This is a genomic window from Pedomonas mirosovicensis (assembly GCF_022569295.1).
Lineage (GTDB): Bacteria > Pseudomonadota > Alphaproteobacteria > Sphingomonadales > Sphingomonadaceae > Pedomonas > Pedomonas mirosovicensis.
Genome location: NZ_JAKFIA010000001.1, coordinates 1,230,859 through 1,247,930, shown reverse-complemented (window position 1 = coordinate 1,247,930; position 17,072 = coordinate 1,230,859). Strand labels below are relative to the sequence as shown.

General features: G+C 64.8%; 18 protein-coding genes and 1 tRNA gene. 8 read left to right on the top strand and 11 right to left on the bottom strand.

Going from position 1 to position 17,072, the window contains the following annotated elements; all coding sequences use genetic code 11:
* Positions 1-62 precede the first annotated feature (62 nt).
* Positions 63-986 carry a 50S ribosomal protein L11 methyltransferase gene (locus tag L0C21_RS05960; RefSeq protein ID WP_259277483.1) on the top strand — a complete coding sequence of 308 codons (924 nt, stop codon included), beginning with the start codon at positions 63-65 and terminating at the stop codon, positions 984-986.
* 115 nt (positions 987-1,101) lie between these two features.
* Here L0C21_RS05960 and L0C21_RS05955 read toward each other — a convergent pair whose 3' ends face one another.
* From L0C21_RS05955 to L0C21_RS05940, 4 genes are all read right to left on the bottom strand, one after another.
* Entirely contained in the window at positions 1,102-1,287 is a 186-nt protein-coding gene (locus L0C21_RS05955; protein ID WP_259277482.1) for a hypothetical protein, read from the bottom strand.
* A gap of 148 nt (positions 1,288-1,435) precedes the next feature.
* Positions 1,436-3,598, bottom strand: coding sequence for an NAD-dependent DNA ligase LigA (gene ligA / locus L0C21_RS05950; RefSeq protein WP_374940223.1), 2,163 nt, complete (start codon positions 3,596-3,598; stop codon positions 1,436-1,438).
* 25 nt (positions 3,599-3,623) lie between these two features.
* Complete coding sequence (gene recN / locus L0C21_RS05945; protein ID WP_259277481.1) at positions 3,624-5,282, bottom strand: DNA repair protein RecN; 1,659 nt, start codon at positions 5,280-5,282, stop codon at positions 3,624-3,626.
* A 10-nt stretch (positions 5,283-5,292) separates the two neighbouring features.
* Positions 5,293-6,126 (bottom strand): outer membrane protein assembly factor BamD, encoded by an 834-nt coding sequence (locus tag L0C21_RS05940; RefSeq protein WP_374940222.1) that lies wholly within the window; start codon positions 6,124-6,126, stop codon positions 5,293-5,295.
* A gap of 142 nt (positions 6,127-6,268) precedes the next feature.
* Here L0C21_RS05940 and L0C21_RS05935 point away from each other — a divergent pair, with 142 nt between their 5' ends.
* Positions 6,269-7,453, top strand: coding sequence for a glycosyltransferase (locus tag L0C21_RS05935; protein WP_259277479.1), 1,185 nt, complete (start codon positions 6,269-6,271; stop codon positions 7,451-7,453).
* Here the strand turns inward: L0C21_RS05935 and L0C21_RS05930 are convergent.
* On the bottom strand, positions 7,450-8,082 hold the full coding sequence (locus L0C21_RS05930) for an SOS response-associated peptidase (RefSeq protein WP_259277478.1): 633 nt from the start codon (positions 8,080-8,082) through the stop codon (positions 7,450-7,452). The two genes, L0C21_RS05935 and L0C21_RS05930, sit on opposite strands and share 4 nt — an antisense overlap.
* Positions 8,083-8,482: 400 nt before the next feature.
* On the opposite strand from L0C21_RS05930, the gene L0C21_RS05925 reads away from it, so the two are divergent.
* Entirely contained in the window at positions 8,483-9,748 is a 1,266-nt protein-coding gene (locus L0C21_RS05925; RefSeq protein ID WP_259277477.1) for a glycosyltransferase family 4 protein, read from the top strand.
* Positions 9,749-9,792: 44 nt separating this feature from the next.
* Here the strand turns inward: L0C21_RS05925 and L0C21_RS05920 are convergent, their stop codons facing one another.
* Complete coding sequence (locus L0C21_RS05920) at positions 9,793-10,989, bottom strand: LptF/LptG family permease (RefSeq protein ID WP_259277476.1); 1,197 nt, start codon at positions 10,987-10,989, stop codon at positions 9,793-9,795.
* A 240-nt stretch (positions 10,990-11,229) separates the two neighbouring features.
* On the opposite strand from L0C21_RS05920, the gene L0C21_RS05915 reads away from it, so the two are divergent.
* On the top strand, positions 11,230-11,580 hold the full coding sequence (locus L0C21_RS05915; protein ID WP_259277475.1) for a dodecin: 351 nt from the start codon (positions 11,230-11,232) through the stop codon (positions 11,578-11,580).
* 115 nt (positions 11,581-11,695) lie between these two features.
* Here L0C21_RS05915 and L0C21_RS05910 read toward each other — a convergent pair whose 3' ends face one another.
* Positions 11,696-12,241, bottom strand: a complete 546-nt coding sequence (locus tag L0C21_RS05910; RefSeq protein WP_259277474.1) for a hypothetical protein — start codon at positions 12,239-12,241, stop codon at positions 11,696-11,698.
* Between the two features lie 337 nt (positions 12,242-12,578).
* Positions 12,579-12,731 (bottom strand): hypothetical protein, encoded by a 153-nt coding sequence (locus L0C21_RS05905; protein ID WP_259277473.1) that lies wholly within the window; start codon positions 12,729-12,731, stop codon positions 12,579-12,581.
* 55 nt (positions 12,732-12,786) lie between these two features.
* On the opposite strand from L0C21_RS05905, the gene L0C21_RS05900 reads away from it, so the two are divergent.
* From L0C21_RS05900 to L0C21_RS05885, 4 genes are all read left to right on the top strand, one after another.
* Positions 12,787-13,404, top strand: a complete 618-nt coding sequence (locus L0C21_RS05900; RefSeq protein ID WP_259277472.1) for a TetR/AcrR family transcriptional regulator — start codon at positions 12,787-12,789, stop codon at positions 13,402-13,404.
* Positions 13,401-14,123 carry an SDR family oxidoreductase gene (locus L0C21_RS05895; RefSeq protein ID WP_259277471.1) on the top strand — a complete coding sequence of 241 codons (723 nt, stop codon included), beginning with the start codon at positions 13,401-13,403 and terminating at the stop codon, positions 14,121-14,123. Before L0C21_RS05900 ends, L0C21_RS05895 begins: the two co-directional genes overlap by 4 nt.
* A complete protein-coding gene (locus L0C21_RS05890; RefSeq protein ID WP_259277470.1) occupies positions 14,120-14,602 on the top strand; it encodes an ester cyclase in 483 nt (160 codons plus the stop codon). Before L0C21_RS05895 ends, L0C21_RS05890 begins: the two co-directional genes overlap by 4 nt.
* Positions 14,603-14,670: 68 nt before the next feature.
* On the top strand, positions 14,671-14,916 hold the full coding sequence (locus L0C21_RS05885) for a hypothetical protein (protein WP_259277469.1): 246 nt from the start codon (positions 14,671-14,673) through the stop codon (positions 14,914-14,916).
* Positions 14,917-15,083: 167 nt separating this feature from the next.
* Here L0C21_RS05885 and L0C21_RS05880 read toward each other — a convergent pair.
* From L0C21_RS05880 to L0C21_RS05870, 3 genes are all read right to left on the bottom strand, one after another.
* Positions 15,084-15,159, bottom strand: a tRNA-Lys gene (locus tag L0C21_RS05880).
* A gap of 138 nt (positions 15,160-15,297) precedes the next feature.
* Complete coding sequence (gene rodA / locus L0C21_RS05875) at positions 15,298-16,428, bottom strand: rod shape-determining protein RodA (protein ID WP_374940248.1); 1,131 nt, start codon at positions 16,426-16,428, stop codon at positions 15,298-15,300.
* A gap of 6 nt (positions 16,429-16,434) precedes the next feature.
* A complete protein-coding gene (locus L0C21_RS05870) occupies positions 16,435-17,061 on the bottom strand; it encodes a penicillin-binding transpeptidase domain-containing protein (RefSeq protein ID WP_259277467.1) in 627 nt (208 codons plus the stop codon).
* Positions 17,062-17,072: the final 11 nt, after the last annotated feature.

The following is a 17,072-nucleotide window of genomic DNA, read 5'->3' as shown; positions in this document are numbered from 1 at the left end:
AAACGCAAGGCGGTGCGTCGGGTGGATTGCATTCCGCCCGTCTCGCGCTCTATGTGCGGGGAATGATTGAGAACCCGACACCCGAATCCTGGAAACTCACCCTTCCCTGCCGCAAGACGGAAGCCGAGCAGCTTCAGGAAGACGTGGCGGCCTTTGCCGACCGCGACTTCCCGCCCGTGCTCATGACCTCCGAGCCAGACCCGGCCAAGCCGGAGGAATGGCTGCTGGAAGCCTTCTTCTCGGAGGAGCCGACCGAGGCAGACGTGGAGAAGCTGCTGGAACTGCTGCCCGCCTCCCGCGCGGAAGACGTGGTGATCGAGCCGGTCTATCCGGCCGATTGGGTCGCCCTCAGCCAGAGCCACCTCCAGCCCATCACGGCAGGTCGCTTCCACATCTATGCGGAGCACACGAAGGACAGCCTGAAGCCCGGCTTCATCGGCATTCAGATCGAGGCGGGTCAGGCGTTCGGCACCGGCCAGCACGCCACCACCAGCGGGTGCCTGGCAACGCTCGACGCGCTGGCGACCGATGGCTTTACGCCGAAAAACGCGCTCGACCTCGGCACCGGCTCCGGCATTCTCGCCTTCGCCATGGCCAAGTGCTGGCCATTGGTGCGCGTGACCGCCAGCGATATCGATCCGGTTTCGGTGGATGTGGCGATCGAGAACGCCGCCATGAACAATGTGCCCGTTGGGGAGGAGGCTGGACAGATAACCTTCCTCCCCGCGGCCGGGCTGAACCACCCCACGCTGCGCGCCAATGCGCCCTATGATCTGGTGACCGCCAATATTCTGGCGGGCCCGCTGATCGAACTGGCGCCCGATATCGCCGGCAGCATGAAGGCGGGCGCATGGCTGATCCTCGCTGGCTTGCTGACGAGCCAGGAGGAAGCCGTGCTGGACGCCTACAACGCCCTGGGGTTGGAGCTAAAGCAGCGCCAGCTTAACGGGGATTGGCCGACGCTGCTTCTGCAGAAGCTAAGCTGAGAAACGAATCACAACTCAGAAGCAACTAAGTTACGCAACGGAACAACAATAATATACTAACTTTATGCGACTGGCGCATGGCCAAGCCGGGCTCACTGGGCCCAGCTTGGTCCCGTTACGGCCGCCAGGCGTGGAACAGCGGAAACTGCTGGCCCGCCGGCTTGTAAACGCCCGGACGGCGGCGGTTGCGGCGGCCAGCCTGCTGAACGCCGGCATCCTTGCCGGAAAGGGCCACATGCGCCTGAACCGATTGATTTTCAACGCCGTTTGCACCAACAACACGAGCCTGAAGCGCGGTCATGGGAAGAATCTCCTGGGATAAGGGTCACGGCCCCTCTCGAGCCGTGACCTGTATCTAGGTGATTCATGTTACATTTTGCACCGCAATATAAAGCAGCGCAGCTATGCATTTAATGCATGGAACAAGCGGATTATGTCTGTAGCTTAGATCAGCTGCTGGCGCGGGCCAGAATATCCACCCACGCTGCTTCGTCGATCACCTGCACGCCCAGCTCGGCGGCCTTCTTCAGCTTGGAGCCCGCCCCCGGCCCCGCTACCACGATGTCGGTCTTCTTGGAGACCGACTTGGCGATCTTCGCGCCCAGCCGCTCGGCGCGGCTTTCGGCCTCCTCGCGGGTCATCTGCTCCAGCGAGCCGGTGAACACCATGGTCTTGCCGCTCACTTCCGACTGCACAGTCTCGAACACGAACGGCTCGACCGTGATCTCGGACAAGAGATCGTCAACTACCTCGACGTTGTGCGACTCGGCGAAGAAGTCCACCAGCGCCTCGGCCACCACCGGGCCGATCTGGGCAATGCCGATGCGCGCCTGCATCTCGGCGGCCAGCCGCTTGTCGGCGTCCGCCTCACTCATGCCGTTGGCGCGCCATTGGCCGACCAGCCCCTGCCGTTCCTGCCCCAGCGCCTCCAGCGCAGCGCGCAGCGCCTCGATTGTACCGTAGCCTTTGGCGAGATCCCGCGCCGTCACCTCGCCCACGTGGCGGATGCCCAGCGCGTAGATGAAGCGGTCGAGCGCAATGGTCCGCCGCGCCTCGATGGCCGCCAGCAGGTTGTTGACCGATTGCGGCCCCCAGCCCTCGCGCTGCTTTATCTCGTCAGCGCGGCCGCGCAGGCGGAAGATGTCGGCGGGCGCATTAATGAAGCCGTCGGCGAAAAACGCCTCGATGCTGCGCTCGCCCAGCCCCTCGATGTCGAAGGCGGTGCGGGAGACGAAGTGGCGCAAGCGCTCCACCCGTTGTGCCGGGCAGATGAGGCCGCCGGTGCAGCGGCGGATGGCCTCGCCCGCCTCCCGCTCCGCGTTGCTGCCGCAGGCCGGGCAAGTGTGCGGAAATTCATATTGCGCCGGCTCCGGCGCGGCGCGCTTTTCCAGCACCACGCCGACGATTTGCGGAATCACGTCCCCCGCCCGCTGCACGATCACCGTGTCGCCGATCCGCACGTCCTTACGGGCGATTTCATCCTCGTTGTGCAGCGTCGCGTTGGAGACGACGACGCCGCCCACCGTCACCGGCTCCAGCTTGGCAACCGGCGTCAGCGCGCCGGTGCGGCCCACCTGAATCTCGATGGCCTTGAGCACGGTCGTCGCCTGCTCGGCCGGGAACTTGTGGGCGATAGCCCAGCGCGGGCTGCGCGCTACCTGCCCCAGCCGGTCCTGCCAGTCGAGCCGGTCCACCTTGTAGACCACGCCGTCGATATCGTAGTCGAGCGCCGCCCGCTCCGCCTCGGTCTTGCGGTAGTATTCCAAAATCCCATCCAGCGTCTCGCAGCGCCGGACGCGCGGGTTGACTGGGAAACCGTAGCTTTTCAGCGCCTCCAGCATCCCCCATTGGGTATCGGCGGGCATTTTGGAAACCTCGCCCCAGGCATAGGCGAAGAAGCGCAAGGGGCGCTTCGCCGTCACCGTGGGGTCGATCTGGCGCAGGCTGCCTGCCGCCGCATTCCGCGGGTTGGCGAACACCTTGTCCCCTGCCGCCGCCTGCGCCTCATTGAGCCGCAGGAACGCCGCCTTGGGCATGTAGATTTCGCCCCGCACCTCCAGCACGTCGGGCCAGCCCTCCCCGAACAGGCGTGGCGGCACGTCGGCGATGGTCCGCACGTTGGCGGTCACGTCCTCGCCCTCGCTGCCGTCCCCGCGCGTCGCGGCGGAGACCAGCGCGCCCTTTTCGTAACGCAGGGACATGGAGAGGCCGTCGATTTTGGGTTCGGCGACGATGCACACGTCCGCCTCCGCGCCCAGCTTCAGGAAGCTCTTCACCCGCGCGAGAAAATCGATCACATCCCCGTCCTCGAACGCATTGTCGAGGGAGAGCATGGGCCGGGCGTGGCGGATCTTGCCGAACTTGCCCGCAGGCGCCGCGCCCACCTGATGCGGCGCGCTGAACAGGTCCACCAGATGCGGGAACCGCGCCTCGATTGCCCGGTGGCGCTTCACCAGCGCGTCATAATCCGCGTCGGAAATAGTCGGCGCGTCTTCCTGATAGTAGCGCTTGTTGTGCTCGGCAATCTCGGCCGCCAGCCAACCCAGTTCGGCCTTGGCTTCCTTTTCCGACAGGGCATCAGCCGCTTTACGGCGCACGAGCAAACGATCCACGGGACCTACGCTTTCCGTTTTTGTTTTAGGCTTTTAACAAACGCTGGGCTTGGGCGCGGGCTTCATCGGTCACGATATCGCCCGACAGCATCCGCGCGATCTCCTCCCGCCGCTCGACCTGGCTGAGACGGTGGACGGAGGTCCGCATACCATCCTCATTGGCCGCCTTGGCGATCTGCCATTGGCAGTCGGCGCTTGCCGCCACCTGCGGCGAGTGGGTGACGACGAGCACCTGAGTCTCGCGGCCCAGGCGGCTGAGCCGGTCGCCGATGGCCGAGGCCACCGAACCGCCCACGCCCCGGTCGATTTCGTCAAACACCAGCGTGCCGGCGACGCCCTCGCCCGCCAGCGCCACTTTGAGGGCCAGAATGAAGCGGGACATCTCACCGCCCGAGGCAATCTTCATCAGCGGGCCAAACGGCGCGCTCGGGTTGGTGGAAATGGTGAACTCCACCCGGTCGGAGCCGCCCGCACCCCAGCCGCTCTCGGGCAGGGTCTCGACCATTGTTTTGAACTTGGCGGCTTCCAGCTTCAGCGGCGGCAACTCCGCCGCCATCGCCGCGTCCAGCGCCGCCGCCGCCTTCACCCGCAGCTGGTGCAGCCGCTCGCAGGCCTCCGCAAAGCGCTTCCACGCCTGCCGCTCTTCCGCCTCCAGCTTGGCGAGGCCCACCTCGCCCGCTTCCAGCGTCGCCAGCCGGGCCGAAAGCTCCCCGGTCAGCGCGGCCAAGTCATCAACAGCCACCTTGTGCTTGCGGGCCATGGCGCGCAGGTCGAACAGCCGGGTCTCGACCGCCTCCACCCGCGCCGGATCGTAGTCCATGGCATGGCGGGCGCGAATCAGCGTGTCTTCGGCTTCCGAGGCATCGTTGACTGCCCGGTCCAACGCTTCCAGCGCCTTGGCCAGCGCCTCGTCCTCCGCCGCCAGCCGCTCCAGCTTGCGCGCCGCATGGCGCAGCTTGGGCAGGCCGCCCTCGCTGTTGCCGATGCACTCCAGCACCTGGTCCAGATCGCCGGCCAGCCGCTGCCCCTTCATCATGGTGGCGCGCTCGTCCGCCAGCGTCTGTTCCTCGCCCGGCTCCGGCTTCAGCCGCTGCAACTCATCGACCGCGTGGGTCAGCCACTCGCGGTCGCGCTCGGCTTCCGCGAGGCTGGCCCTTGCCCGCTCCAGCGCATCGCGCGCCGCAACCCACGCCGCATGGCTGCCGGCCGAGGCCGCCAGCGCGTCATCGTACTGGCCGAAAGCGTCCAAGAGGTCGCGGTGGCCGCGCGGGTTGAGAAGGCCCCGTTCGTCGTGCTGGCCATGAATCTCGACCAGCAGGCCACCCACCTCGCGCAGCAGGCTGACGCCGACCGGCTGGTCATTGATGTAGGCGCGCGAACCGCCATCGGCCTTCACGATACGGCGCAGCAGCAGCGGCTCGCCGTCCTCAAGCCCGGCCTCGCGCACCATCTGGCGCGCGGGATGGTCCGCCGGCAACTCGAATGCCGCCGTCACGCTGGCCTGTGTCGAGCCTCGGCGCACCATCGAGGATTCGGCGCGTGCGCCCAGCGCCAGTCCCAGGCTGTCGAGCAGAATCGATTTGCCCGCGCCCGTCTCGCCGGTCAGGACGCACAGCCCCGCCTCGAACTCGATGGTCAATGCCTCGATCAGCACCACATCGCGGATTGTGAGCGATGTCAGCATCGTCAGGCGGTTATCCCCCGATTTGATCTGAAGTCTGGCCCGAAGGCGGGGCCGCCGCCGCTGTCTTGCTGGCCAGCTTGCCGCCACCCAGCAGGTTGTAGGAGCGCTTGTACCACTTGGACCCTGGGTAGTTGTAGCCCAGCACAGCTGCCGTACGCTGCGCTTCGCCGCGCATTCCGAGTTCCAGGTAGCATTCGGTCAGGCGGTGCAGCGCCTCGGGCACGTGCGAGGTGGTCTCGTACTTCTCGATCACGTTGTTGAACCGATGCACGGCGGCCAGACACTCGCCGCGCACCTGATACCACCGCCCCACTTCCATTTCCTTGCCGGCCAGGTGGTCCCGCGTCAGGTCCAGCTTCAGGCGGGCATCGGCTGCGTAGGGCGTCTCCGGGTAGCGGCGCACCAGCTCGGTCAGCGCGTTCAGCGCCTGCTCGGTGATCTTCTGGTCGCGCCGCACGTCCGAAATCTGCTCGTAGTAGGAGACAGCGACCAGATAGTAGGCGTAGGCCGCATCCTTGTTGCCAGGGTGCAGCGAGAGGAACCGCTGCGCCGACAGGATGGCCTCCTGATACTTGTTGGCCTGATAGTAGGAGAAGGACGACATCAGCTGCGCCCGCCGCGCCCAGGCCGAGTAGGGGTGCTGGCGCTCCACCTCGTCGAACAGCAGCGCCGCCTGGAGGTACTGGCCCTTGGCCAGCGTATCCGCGCCGAGGTTGTAGAGCGTCTCCACATCTCGGGCCACGTAGGTCAGCTCGGCCTTGTCCTTGGCGCAGGCGGCAAGAGCAAGGCTCGCGCAGGCGGCGAGCAACAGACGGCGGATGGGCAGCTTCGAGTCGTGTCTCATCATCCTCTTCCTTTAGCGGAGCCGGAGGCGCGGGCCAAGATACAGAAAGGCCCGGAAATATCCTTGCCGTTGATGAGAGAGCCGTGTGCTGCCATAGCTGCGGCAAGTCGTTTCCTGGGGAAGCGCCACCAAGGGAGGCTTCGTGAAGGTTCTCGTTTTCTCAACGCTTTATCCGAGCGCTGCCCAGCCCAACTTCGGCATTTTCGTTGAAAACGCCGTCCGCCAGACGGCAGCAAGCGGCATCGAGACCCGAGTCATCGCCCCCAACGGCGTGCCGCCCTGGCCTTTGTCCCGCCATGCCCGCTACGCGGCCACCAGCGCCCTGCCCCTGCGGGAGGAGTGGCGCGGCCTTGATGTGCTGCGCCCGCGCTTTCCCCTGCTGCCCTCCATCGGCTGGCGCTTCAACCCCGGCTTCATTGCCCGCGCCGGGGCAGCCGCCCTGCGCCAGTTGATGAGCGAGGGCTTCGTGCCCGATGTTATCGACGCCCAGTTCTTCTACCCCTGCGGCGTTGCTGCCGTGCAGGTGGCGCGCCGCTTCGACTTGCCGGTCACGGTCAAGGCGCGCGGGTCGGATATCGCCCTGTGGGGCCAGCGCCCGCTTGCCCGCCGCATGATGCTGGAAGCGGCGCGGCAGGCGGACAGCCTCACCGCCGTCTCGGCCGCGCTCAAGGGCGAAATGGCCAGCCTCGGCATGTCGCCGCAGGGGATCGATGTGCACTACACCGCCGTTGATCTGGAGCGTTTCGCCCCCGGCGACCGCGCTGCCGCCAAGGTGGGCCATGGCTTTGTGCGCCCAACCATCGTCTCGGTCGGCTCCCTCACCGACGTGAAGGACCACGCCCTTCTCATTCGCGCCATGGTCCATGTGCCGGAAGCAAGCCTCGCCATCGCCGGGCATGGCCCGCTGCGCCCGAATCTCGAGGCGTTGGCCGCCGAGCTGGGCCTGGGCACGCGGGTGCGCTTCCTCGGCGCCATTTCCCACGATGTCCTGCCCAGCCTGTATCAGGCGGCAGACGTGTTTGCCCTCACCAGCAAGCGGGAGGGTCTCGCCAATGTCTGGATCGAGTCGCTGGCCTGCGGCACGCCGCTGGTCATCACTGCTGCCGGCGGCGCGCGGGAGGTGGTGGACCGGCCGGAGGCCGGGCGTGTGGTGGAAAGCCGCACGCCCGAAGCCGTTGCTGCCGCCCTCAAGGCCCTGCTCGCCGCCCCGCCGCCTGCTGATGCGGTGCGCGCCTGCGCGGAGCGCTTCACCTGGCGGCGCCATGTGGAGGCCAAGCTGGCCATTCTGACGGAGACGATCGAGCGGCACCGCCGCCGCGCCGGCTAGCCGGCCCGCTCTACCTCTAGCGCTCCATCCGCCAGCGGCCGGGCGAGGCTGAGCGCCTCGCGCGGCGTGCCGTTCAGCCAGGCGTCATACTGGTCCGGCGTCAGGATCACCGGCATGGACTTGGGGTGGATAGGCCGCACGTCGCCGTTGGGCTCGGTGGTCAGGAACGCCATGGTGTCGAGCGAAACCTTCTCGCCCTTCAGCTCTCCCTGCCAATGCCGCCACAGCCCGGCGAAGGCGAACAATCCCTCCGGCGCGTTCTTCAGGCGAAACCAATGCAGCGTCTTGGACGCGTCCTGCGTCCATTCGCCGAAGGCCGTCACCGGCACGAGACAGCGGCGACTCTCGAACGAGGACTTCCAGAAGGAGGAGATGTTCACCTTGTCGCTGCGGGCGTTGGTTACCGGCTTGGGGGCCTTGTCTCCCTGCGGTAGCACAAAGCCCCAGCGCATCAGCGCCAGCTCCCGCCCGCCGTCCTGGCCGCCCTTGCTGGCCTGGCGCACCACCGGCACCCGCTCGGTCGGGCGTACCCGCTCCAGCGACGGCAGGTTCGGCGTCGCCCCGTGCGTCACGTCGAACATCCGGCGGATCGCATCGGCCGGCGCTGTCATGGCGTAGAGATTGCACATCTGCCCTGCCCCTCAAGAAAGCCCCGCGCGAAACCTCCTGAAACACCCATGCCCGGCCGCGCGTTCACGATAAACTTGCCCCAGTGCGGGCTTTATTGGACCGGATCATACCTGCCCGCACCGTGCGGGAGAGAAAAAACCGAAAAAATTTTCAGTTTTGGCGCCGGATCAAACAGGAAGCATTGAACCGTTTCCCGTCTGCATCGTTTCTATAATCGCCGCTAATACCGGAGCTTAGTTTACGGCACAGCGTTGAGCCACCGCCATTTTGGCGTGGCGATGTGACTGATGTAGATTGTTGCATCTGCGCGTGGCCTTCGCCATGAAGCCATGATGGAGGGCCGCCAACCGGTTCTGACCTTATCAAAGCGAGTGGCATCGGATGTTACAGGCGGAAAAAATGCCGGTTTTGGATTCACAGGACGACAGCAACCAGCACGCTGTGACCCAAAACACCCAAGCCCTGTCCTCCGCTCCTGAACTGCGGGTCGCGGTTTTCTCAGGCAACTACAATTACGTGCGAGACGGCGCGAACCTCACGCTGAACCGCCTGGTTGCCTACCTGGAGCGCCAGGGCATTCCGGTCAGGGTCTACTCCCCCACCACCGCAACGCCGGCGTTCGAGCCTGCCGGCACGCTGATTTCCGTCCCCTCCATTCCCCTGCCGCGACGGGCCGAATACCGTATTGCCCTCGGGATGCCCCGCGCGGTGAAGGAAGATCTGGCGCGCTTCCGCCCCACCCTGCTCCACCTCTCCGCGCCCGACCTGCTCGGCTTCTCCGCCTTGAAGCAGGCCCGCCGCCTTGGCATTCCGGCCGTCGCCTCCTTCCACACCCGCTTCGAGACCTACCTGAAATACTATGGGCTGGAGTGGCTCTCCCCGGTTGTGCTGCGTCGCATGCGCCGCTTCTACCACCAGTGCGCCCAAACCTACGCGCCGTGCGCCTGCACCGCCGAGTCGCTGCTGAACGAAGGATTGGCCCGCAACATCCGCATCTGGAGCCGGGGCGTTGATCGCCGCCAGTTCCACCCCGGCCGGCGCGACTGGGGCTGGCGCCAGTCCCTCGGCATCGGCCCGGACGAGGTGGTGCTGCTGTTCGTCGGCCGCCTGGTTCTGGAAAAGGGGCTGGATGTGCTTGCCGCCCTGTCCGAGGGCCTTGGCCAGCGCCGCGTGCCGCACAAGGTCATGATCGTCGGCGAAGGCCCGGAGCGCCAGTACATGGAGCAGCGGCTGCCCGGCGCCATCTTTACCGGCTTTCTCGGCGGGGATGATCTGGCCCGCGCCTACGCCAGTTCCGACATCTTCATCAACCCCAGCACCACCGAGGCGTTCGGCAACGTCACGCTGGAAGCCATGGCCTCCGGCCTGCCCGCCATCTGCGCCGACGCCACCGGCAGCAAGTCGCTCGTGGTACAGGGAACCAGCGGTTATCTCATCACGCCCTCCAGCATCGAGGGCTATACCGACCGCACCCAGGAACTCATTCAAGACGGCATCCTGCGCCGCCACATGGGCGCGGCAGGCCGCAAGCTCAGCGCCCAGTACGACTGGGATAAGGTGATGGAAACGCTGGTCGGCCATTACCGGGAAGTGCTGAGCCTGCACGCCACCGGTGGAGCCCGCACCGCCACGGCGCACAGCGCCTCGGTCCGCATCCTGCGCTAAGGGCGCCCTCCCAGGCTCTCGCTCATGGGGGAGATGCCCTGCCCCTAGGACCGCCCCAGGCGTGGCAGGCGCTTCTGCACCTGGCTGAGAAGCCGGCCCAGCCTGTCGGTGACCATGAACAGCAGCGAGAGCGGATGGCCGCCCACCCGGCGCACCAGCACCCAATAGGCCCCGGCCGAGAGGACGCAAAAACCGGCAAACGGCACCCAGATGGCGAGCCAGGGCGGCGCAGCGCCCAGTTGCACGGCCGCCTCCCCTGCCTTGTTGAACTCATTCAGCAGCAGGAGGAGGAAGATGCCAACGAAAATACCTAGCGACGTGCTGCTGCGCTTGGGCGGCACCGCCAGCGCCAGCCCCAGGAACGGCAGGGGCAGCAACACCGCCATCTGAACCAGCCGCCGGTGCAAGGTGCCGCGCGCCTGGCGCTGAAGTTCCGCCGACCGGTCAGGATCTCCGCTGGCGCTCCACAACTCCGAGAGAGTGAACTCCAGCTGCTTGCCCCTGGCGCGGAAAGATTCCAGGCGTGGCAGGTTGATGGGGATGTCGTGCAGGTTGAAGCTGAGCGCGCGCGGCGCGGTCTGGCTCGTCTTGTCCTGCACCAGCACGCCCCGGAACAAACGCAGCAGCAGCACATCCGGATTGTCCGTCGCCAGGAACCGTGCCTGCTCGGCCGAGGCAACCACCGTGCCGTAATTCTTTTCCTCGGCCCGCAGGAAGACGCCGCGCAGCTTCTGGCCACCGTCTTCCGAGCCCTCGACCCGCATCACGATGTTATCGCCCAGATGAGCAAAGTCGCCCACCTTGATGCTGGCCCCCAGCGCGCCGCTCTGCAATTCGAACCGCAGCCGCTCGTAGGCATAGCGGGAATAGGGTTGCTCGTAGCCCACCAGCCAGACGGTCAGCAGCGCCAGCACCCCGGCGATGGCGAGCGGCACTCGCAGCAGCCGCCCGTGGCTGACGCCCGAGCCCAGCAGGGCATCCAGTTCGCTGTTCAGCGCCAGTGTCCGCACCGCCATCATCACGCCGAGGAGCAGGCTGATCGGCAGGGCGAAGCCGAACTGCTCCGGCATCAGGTTGGCGAGCATCCGCCACACCACCGAAACCGGCCCGCCCTCATTGATAACGAAGTTAAACAGGTTGAGCATGCGCTCCAGCAGTAGGAGCATGGCGGCAATGGTGAGCGTTGCGACCATCGGCACGATCATCAGCCGGCCCATGTACCGATCAATACGCGTAAACATGCGACTTCCCATGCTCTTCCTGCTGCGCGAAGCTACGGAACCCCCGAGGGGCCGGTATGGCTCCAGCCCCCGCCTTTCGTTGGCAAGCGACATATCACCTGCCTTGCCCTATGGCCACTCGTCTGCGCTGCGGAGGCGACGCGACGGTGCGCCCAGCCGCCCGCCGGGCCGGGGAACTGTCATTTGCAGGTGGCGTTGTCCTTAAACCGCCAAGCAGGGGCGATGGCAGGAGTGAGGCCCATGCAGGATCATGTCTACAAGATCGTTGAGCTGGCAGGCTCGTCCGAGACGAGCATTGACGATGCCATTCTAACGGCAGTCGCCCGGGCCGGCTCGTCGCTGCGCCATTTGCGCTGGTTCGAGGTCCAGCAAATCCGCGGCCATATCGAGGACGGCGAAGTCAGCCACTATCAGGTTGTGCTGAAGGTGGGCTTCACCCTCGATGAAGAGGATGAGGACGACGAAGACGAGGAAGAGGAAGAAGACGAGGAGGAGGAGGACGAGGACTACGACGAAGACGAGGAGGAGGACGACGAGGATGAGGACACCGACTCCGAGGAGGAGAACAAGTCCTCATACGGCCCGTCCTGACGCTGCCCCGAGCGCCGCGCGAACCCGCGCTCCGGCCGGCAAGGCGGGCTTTGCCGCCTGCCGGAACACCGGACCGGACACCGGATAGGAAAAGCCGGAACCTATCGGCCCGGCTTCATCCATTTCCAACCTTCTGATGCATCTTCCGCTCCAGGTCACGGGCGCGTCCGCCTCCGGGCGGCTTGACGAACGCGGTCTCCATCTCCTGGCGAAAGCCGTTCATCAGCGTCGCGTTGCCGTTCATCAGCGTTGCGAGACCATGGTGGCCTGGCAGGTTTTGGGCGCATGGATTTTGCCCACCAGGGCTGGGATGATCCGGCACTGGGCTGTCCGCAGTCCGGCTGTCGGGGCCGGGATCGGCCTTGCCATTCTCCTTGCCGGAGCGGCCGCGCGTTGCCCTTACCAGCCGCTTGGGATCGCCGTTATAACGCTCCCAGATGGCCGTGGTGATGCCATGGGAGTGAAGCACGATCTCGATTTCCTTGGCCAGCGCGGGCGTTAGCCGCCCGGCGCCGCCAACGATCTCGGCCGTGCGCCCTCGAACAATAATGGTGGCGGTAAATTCGTAGCCGCACCCACCAGATTTGGCATGCTCCATGCCCTGGTAGTCGCGCCCCGCCCGGACAACTCCAAAGACCCATTCGATGTCAGCGGGTGCCATCGCCTCCCCTTTCCCCTTCGGGTTTTTACAGTCCAATCCCATGTTTCTTCCCTCCCAGGCGGAAACCGGGACCGCTGCATCCCCGGACATGACTACAAATGACTGGAACAGGCACGTCGATACATGCCCGGCTGAAAGACGCTGCGCGATTACAACCGAGCAGGAACAGACTCGCGCAGGCCGGGACGCAATTTACAGAGATGAAATGGTAATTACGCGGTAGGACGAACAGTCATTCTAATCGTAACGCTACTATTTCGTACTCGTATCATCGTAAGCAAGCTTATCATCCTGCATCGAAGATGAACGCAGGACTAACAGAGCGTGATTCATCCCCTCAAATCAACGCATTTTTCAAACTTTTATGTTCCATATTCGTACCGTTTTCCTGCCCAGCTAAAATAAAATTTCGCTCGCCAGCCGACCACCACGCCGCCCATGGAAACATCCATCCGCGATGGCGCTTGACATTATGGAGCGATTGATCCATTTTCAGCGCACTTTATGGAACAACCGCTCCATAACAACGATGCTCGGGATGACTCATGGCAAGACCGCGCGAATTCGACGAACAGGCTGTGCTCGATGCCGCGAGCGACATCTTCTGGACCAAGGGTTACGAGGCAACATCCACCCGTGACCTCGCCGCCCGGACGGGATTGACACCTTCCAGCATGTACGCCGCCTTCGGCGACAAGCGCGGGCTGTTCCGGCGCGCCCTCGACCATTATCTCGGCCGTCTGCGCGAGAAGATGGCGCACCTTGAGGCGACAGCCTCGCCGGGGCAGGCAATCACCGGCTTTTTCGAGGACACGATCGAGCGATCCCTGGAGGACGCCCTGCAGCGTGGCTGCATGTTGGTGAACTCCGCGCTGGAGGCATCGCCGCAGGACGCGGAATTCCGCGGCATCATCGCGCATGAATTGAAACTCATCGAGAGCTTCTTCCGCAGCCGCTTCGCCGCGGGGCAGGAATGCGGTGACATTTCGCCAGACCATTCGGCCGAGGATGCCGCGCGCCAACTGTTAGTGGTGCTGCTGGGCGTGCGCGTTCTGGCGCGGGTTCGCCCGGAAAGGCCGCTGCTGACGGGCGCGGTCGGGCAGACGCTCGCGCTGCTGCGCCTGCCACCCCTCACCCCCCAGGCAATCAGGAGTCTATCATGAGCGGACGGAAATTTCTCATTACAGGCGCGAGCAAGGGCATCGGCCGCGCCCTCTCGAACCGGCTTGCTGCGGCAGGCCACCAGGTCGTCGGCATCGCTCGCGGGCAGGATCCCGAGTTCCCCGGCACGCTGGTATCGATCGACCTCAACGACAGCAAGGCGTCCGGCCAGGCCTTCGCCGATCTCGCGCAACGCCATTCTTTCGATGGCGTCGTCAATAATGTCGGGCTGGCCCGGTTGCATCCGGTTGGCGAAATCGACCTTGATGATGTGGACGAGATGCTGCGCGTCAATATCCATCCGACGATCCAGACGGTGCAGGCGATCCTCCCTGCGATGAAGGCCAAGGGTTGGGGCAGGATCGTAAACGTCACCAGCCTGGTGACCACCGGAATTCCTCTACGCAGCGGCTATGCGGCGGCCAAGGCGGCGATCAACAGCCTCACGCGTACCTGGGCGATGGAGTTGGCCGAGACGGGCATCACCGTCAATGCGGTGGCGCCCGGCCCCGTCGAGACGGAGATGTTCCGCCGCAACACGCCGGTTGGGAGCGAGGCCGAAGGCCGTTTCCTGTCCATGATCCCGATGCGACGGCTCGGCAAGCCGGAGGAGATCGCCGCGGCCATCGCCTTCCTGCTCTCCGAGGATGCCAGTTACATCACCGGGCAGACCCTGTTCGTCGACGGCGGCGGATCGGTCGGCAGGAGTTTCACCGCATGAACGAGGTTCCAGAAGAAGCCGACAATCCGGAGCATGTCGCCATGGAGCGGCCGGACAGCGTGGCCATCGTCGAGAATTTCTGGCGTGAGGTGTGGCAGCAGCCGCAAAACCCGGATGCGATCGATCGCCTGGTCCATGAGGATTTCGTAATCACATCAGGCGGCCGGGATATTGCCGGCCGGGAGCCATTCAAGGCCTGGGTCAGGGACTTTCTGGCCAAGGTTCATGACTTCCAGTTTCACATCATCGAGACGTTTCAGAATCATGATGGCAGCCGTGTCGCGTCGCGCTGGCGCGTCACCGGACGCAACAATGGGCTGATGGGCACGCAACCGAATGGCGCTCCCATCGAGATGACGGGAACCGCGGTGTGGGAAGTGGGGCCGGATGGCCGGCTGCGTCACAACTGGGTCGAGCGCAACGCCTTCGAGGTCCATGGCGCGATTACCCGCGCGGATGCGCGAGCCAACATCTTCTGAGCGGAGCAAAGAGGCGGCTTCCGGGAAGCCGCCCCTCCGCCGTAAACGCATCAACGAAAATCAGCCCCATGGTCGCCGTGATCGCCGTCTTCACGGTCGATCCGGCCCTATATGAAATCGCGCGGACCTTCGCGCCCTTGGCCGAACAGCTTCGGCTCACGACCTTCCGACATGATGGCCTTACCAAACTGGGCAACACCGGCATCGCCGACGTGTGTCTCTTCAGCGGCTACACCCAGCTATCCATCAGCCTCATCTACAACAAGACGACGATGCGGAAGGCCAAGGCAACGGCGATTTACGGCGCAATCTGATCGACGCGCAGGAAATAAACGATGATCAGGAAGACCCCGACAGCAGCACATCCCCGCGTACGGTCAGGACGACCCGCGAGAAATAAACACGAAACATTTATCGGAATGAACTTGGAATGCTCTGTCGGAATGATCGGGAGGCGGCAGCGCTAAGTCTTTGAGAAGAGTGGTGGACGCACAAGGATTCGAACCTTGGACCCGCTGATTAAGAGTCAGCTGCTCTACCAACTGAGCTATGCGTCCACTCGCTGTCGAGGTCGCGGCGTTTAAAACGTTTTCGGACTTCTGTCCAGACCTTTCTCGCTCTTTTTTTGGAAAAAACATTCAACCGCTTGAAAAAACGCCAGATTTAATTTGGTTCCAAACGGCCCTTCCCCAACCCTAGCGCGGGTTAGGACCTTCCGTCAGCATGGCCTTGTCGCGGTTGAGCGAGCAGGACAGCAGCATCCCGAACGCGATCATCACCGTCAGCATGGCCGACCCGCCGTAGGATATGAGCGGCAGCGGCACGCCCACCACCGGAGCAAGGCCCATCACCATCATCAGGTTGATGGCGACATAGAGGAAGATGGTCAGCGTCAGGCCCATGGTCAACAGCCGCCCGAAATGCGAGCGGGACGTGAGGGAAATCCACAGGCCCCAGCTCAGGATGATGGCAAAGCAGGTGAGCAGAAACAGTCCGCCCATCAGCCCCCATTCCTCCGCCATCATGGCGAAGACGAAATCAGTGTGCATTTCGGGCAGGAAGTTCAGGTGGCTTTGCGTGCCCTGCAAAAAACCCTTGCCGAAGATGCCGCCCGAACCAATGGCGATTTTGGACTGGGTAATGTGATAGCCCGAGCCTAGCGGGTCCATCTCCGGGTTGAGGAAGATCAGCACCCGCTTCTGTTGGTAGGTGTGCATCATGCTCCAGGCGATGGGGAGCATGGCGGCAAAAGCCGCGCTGCCGCCCCAGAACAGCCAGGCCCTCACGCCCGCAAGGAACATGAGGCCAATGCCGCCGCAGGTAATCAGCGTCGCCGTGCCCAGGTCCGGCTGCAGCAGCACCAGGCAGGCGGGCGCCGCGATCATCAGCAGCGGCGGCACCATATGGTAGAAGCTGGTGACATAGACCCGCGGCAGGTTGTGGTAGTAGCGCGCGAGCGCCAACACGATGGTCAGCTTCATAAATTCGGAGGGCTGCAGGCGCACGATGCCTAGATCCACCCAGCGCTGGCTGCCGCCTGCCACCTTGCCCAGCAACTCCACCATCACGAGGAGGAACAGCACCGTGCCATAGGCCGGATAGGCCAGCTTCAGCCACCATTTGAGGTCCACGGTCGCCAGCCCCAGCATCATCACCAGGAACACGGCAAAGCGCATCCCCTGCCGCATGGCATAGGGGTCGAAGCTGCCCCCATCGCCGGCGGCGGAATAGAGCACGGCAAGGCCGAAGCTGGTGAGTATGACGATCACCGTCACGATCCACCAGTTGAGGCGGCGCAGCTTCTCCGGAATGGTCAGGTTTTCCACCACCGCTTAGCCTCCGTAGGATGTGGGCGGGCTGTCGGACGCCGCAGTCCCCGCCGGCGCGCCGTCAAGAGGCGCAACTGCGCTGCCCGTATCTGCGGGGGATGCCATGGGCGCAGCCTCGATCGAAGGCGAAGCCTCGGCCACCACGCCTGTCGCGTCGCTTTGAGGCGGCTCCAGCCCGGCCGTTTGCGGCGCGGGTGGCCTTCCCTCCGTCACGGGCTCAGGCGCGGGTGTGGAAGACGCCTCCGGCGCAGGTTTCCCTTCGCGGGCCAGCAGGAAGGTCATGATATCCCGCGCCACCGGCGAGGCCGCCCCCGAGCCGGAGCCGCCGTGGTCCACCACCACCGCGCAGGCGTAGCGCGGGGCCTCCACCGGCGCGAAGGCGACGAACAGCGCATGGTCGCGGTATTTCCACGGCAGCGCATCGTTGCTGATGACGCCCGTGCGCCGCTCCGCCGCCGTAATACGACGCACCTGCGCCGTGCCGGTCTTGCCCGCCATGGTTACGCCCGGCAGCTTGAGACGGGCAACACGCGCCGTCCCCTCTGGGGAGTTGACCACGTCGCTCATCGCCTCGCGCACCAGCCTTAGGTGCTCTTCGGGAATGTCCAGCGGCCGCGCCGGGGCGACCACGCCTTCCGGCC

Excerpts from the sequence above, each read along its gene's own strand:
- L0C21_RS05960 (WP_259277483.1), top strand. The coding sequence starts at position 63 with ATGATTGAGAACCCGACACCCGAATCCTGGAAACTCACCCTTCCCTGC.
- L0C21_RS05955 (WP_259277482.1), bottom strand. The coding sequence starts at position 1,287 with ATGACCGCGCTTCAGGCTCGTGTTGTTGGTGCAAACGGCGTTGAAAAT.
- recN (WP_259277481.1), bottom strand. The coding sequence starts at position 5,282 with ATGCTGACATCGCTCACAATCCGCGATGTGGTGCTGATCGAGGCATTG.
- L0C21_RS05940 (WP_374940222.1), bottom strand. The coding sequence starts at position 6,126 with ATGAGACACGACTCGAAGCTGCCCATCCGCCGTCTGTTGCTCGCCGCC.
- L0C21_RS05930 (WP_259277478.1), bottom strand. The coding sequence starts at position 8,082 with ATGTGCAATCTCTACGCCATGACAGCGCCGGCCGATGCGATCCGCCGG.
- L0C21_RS05925 (WP_259277477.1), top strand. The coding sequence starts at position 8,483 with ATGCCGGTTTTGGATTCACAGGACGACAGCAACCAGCACGCTGTGACC.
- L0C21_RS05920 (WP_259277476.1), bottom strand. The coding sequence starts at position 10,989 with ATGTTTACGCGTATTGATCGGTACATGGGCCGGCTGATGATCGTGCCG.
- L0C21_RS05915 (WP_259277475.1), top strand. The coding sequence starts at position 11,230 with ATGCAGGATCATGTCTACAAGATCGTTGAGCTGGCAGGCTCGTCCGAG.
- L0C21_RS05910 (WP_259277474.1), bottom strand. The coding sequence starts at position 12,241 with ATGGCACCCGCTGACATCGAATGGGTCTTTGGAGTTGTCCGGGCGGGG.
- L0C21_RS05905 (WP_259277473.1), bottom strand. The coding sequence starts at position 12,731 with ATGGATCAATCGCTCCATAATGTCAAGCGCCATCGCGGATGGATGTTT.
- L0C21_RS05900 (WP_259277472.1), top strand. The coding sequence starts at position 12,787 with ATGGCAAGACCGCGCGAATTCGACGAACAGGCTGTGCTCGATGCCGCG.
- L0C21_RS05895 (WP_259277471.1), top strand. The coding sequence starts at position 13,401 with ATGAGCGGACGGAAATTTCTCATTACAGGCGCGAGCAAGGGCATCGGC.
- L0C21_RS05890 (WP_259277470.1), top strand. The coding sequence starts at position 14,120 with ATGAACGAGGTTCCAGAAGAAGCCGACAATCCGGAGCATGTCGCCATG.
- L0C21_RS05885 (WP_259277469.1), top strand. The coding sequence starts at position 14,671 with ATGGTCGCCGTGATCGCCGTCTTCACGGTCGATCCGGCCCTATATGAA.